General features: G+C 45.1%; 3 protein-coding genes. 2 read left to right on the top strand and 1 reads right to left on the bottom strand.

All coding sequences use genetic code 11. From position 1 onward, the window contains the following. Nucleotides 1-253: 253 nt before the first annotated feature. Both KDK16_RS01475 and KDK16_RS01470 read left to right on the top strand, forming a co-directional pair. Nucleotides 254-547: a hypothetical protein gene (locus KDK16_RS01475; RefSeq protein ID WP_257274357.1), complete on the top strand. Its 294-nt coding sequence runs from the start codon at nt 254-256 to the stop codon at nt 545-547. Continuing rightward, the gene (locus KDK16_RS01470) at nt 544-813 is read left to right on the top strand and encodes a hypothetical protein (protein ID WP_257274356.1); all 270 of its coding nucleotides are present in this window, start codon (nt 544-546) and stop codon (nt 811-813) included. The genes KDK16_RS01475 and KDK16_RS01470 overlap by 4 nt, the downstream gene beginning before the upstream one ends. Nucleotides 814-1,213: 400 nt before the next feature. Here KDK16_RS01470 and KDK16_RS01465 read toward each other — a convergent pair whose 3' ends face one another. Further along, complete coding sequence (locus tag KDK16_RS01465; protein ID WP_257274355.1) at nt 1,214-1,693, bottom strand: MarR family winged helix-turn-helix transcriptional regulator; 480 nt, start codon at nt 1,691-1,693, stop codon at nt 1,214-1,216. Between the last annotated feature and the right edge of the window lie 358 nt (nt 1,694-2,051).

Genomic DNA, 2,051 nt, shown 5'->3' with positions numbered 1-2,051 from the left:
CGACAAACGGAGATGTCAATAAGAAACCTTCGCAAGAAGGGTAAAGCCCATTAATGGCGAAGTAACGAATTTGCTGCGCTGGAAAAACTTCGAAGTCTTAAAGGAATAACCTGAACTTGAGTGTCCGTTGCCTGTCCAAGTATTCAGGTGGACGTGAACTTTAATGTCCGTTGCCTGTCCAAGTATTCAGGTGGACGTGAACTTTAATATCCGTTGCCTACCCAAACTTTTAAATTATTAAGGAGAATATATTATGAGTTATGGAATGACACCATCATTAAGCACACCGGCTGGCACGGTACCTGGATTGATGCAGAATAGCGTATCAAAGTCCGATACCCAAACGGACGTTGTACCGTCCATTCCACGTGCAGATCATTCGGAAACAGGCAAAAGTCTTACAGACCGGGAAGCATCTCCCATGAGAATCGAAGTCAGTAATGATCATTCGACTGCATTGCAAAGCATCCTGGATGCAACGCAAAGCTACCAGCAGATGCACCCTTATACCCCGCCCTCTGGCGTGAGCTACAAGGATTTTCAATGAGAGTTTGGGTGGCCAATGAACAAGAAGCAGACAAACAGTCAGATGGGGTCATTGTCGTGGCCCACCACCTTGCAGAGTGGATGTTTCAGCCTGAATTCTTGGCGAAGGTAAAAGCGTTTGTCGTGGAACAAGTAAGATTCGATGAACTCGCAGCGGTCTTCTTGAGAGAGAAAGAAATACTATTACTGCCGGACTTTGGATATTTTGAGTCATTGCTCGCTCAGAATGGACAAGTGGTCACACTCAAGGGCCAGCTCCCGTCTTAATGGTTAGCCTGATGCTTTTATTGTTTCCGGTAACCTTACCAGAACACTGGCCAGTCACAGAAGCCAGACCTCTGCTTTTTCTGATGTGTTGCGTCTCTGATGGTGCGGCTCGAAAGAACTCTTGCGAAACCATCGTACAGGGTAAAAAATAGCCTCCTCTGAACCACAAGTTCTTTAAGGAGGCCATTTTCGAGACCGGCACATCCAAACCCACATCAGGATTGATGATGCCATCAATATTTTGTATCCGGTTGCAGCTGTTATTCTTATTCATGTCTGCTTTTGTAGTTGGGATTTTTACTATAAATTTCAGGCTCATGGATTATAACTCTAATAATAAGAGTTCAAAGTGAAACTCCCCGCCCTTTCGAGGGTTTACGGCGTTTTTGCTAACCGGCTTTCAGGAAGTCAGCACACCGACATCCAGAACCGGGGCGGCATCAATACTTTCTGCATCCATCATGTTAGCTACCCGTTGCAGGGCAGAGAGAAGCTGGGTTTTTTCCCAGTCTTCCAGAGACTCAAAGCGCTCGATGAATTTTTCATGGAGCAGGGGCGGGGTGCTTTTAAGAACACTCATTCCTTCGGTGGTCAACCGGGCATTCACAATACGTTTATCTCTGGTACTCCTGACCCTTTCAATGTAATGGCGGTCTTCCAGACGGTTGAGGATGGTCGTTACTGTCGCCTGGCTCAGTGATACGTCCTGGGAGATTCTTTTGACTGTCACATCGCCCAGGGTTTCTATTGCTCTGAGCACCATCACCTGAGGGATAGTGAGCCCGCATACTTTGATCATTCGCTTCGAATGCAGGTCTGTGGCCCGGATGATTTGTCGTAAAGAAACAAGAACATCGTTCCAATAACAGGATTCGGACATAGGGATCTCTTGGTCTATTCAGATGTTTGACCCAACTATGTGCCACAAATGGATCAGAAAAACAAATATAATTTGATCACTAAATATTAGACATATAATATTTCCCGCTCTTTCGCCTGAAATTGTTCATGAGACCAATTAATGCCCATGCCAGGCGTACCAAAAAAATAAGCACAGGGAACCAAATTGATAGACGATAGTCCAAAACTTAAGTTATCCGAAAAAACAGAGACAGGACTAAAAGATATGAACGAAATGACAGTACCCAGCAGCCCAAATAGCAAGTTAGCACTTTATCAAAAGCCGGACGACGATTGCCCTATTTGTTTAGAAACTTTTGCCGGAAGGAAAGTCATGG

The organism is Endozoicomonas sp. SESOKO4, assembly GCF_024606275.1.
The sequence above is the reverse complement of the archived record's forward strand: the minus strand, read 5'-3'. Positions and strand labels throughout refer to the sequence as shown.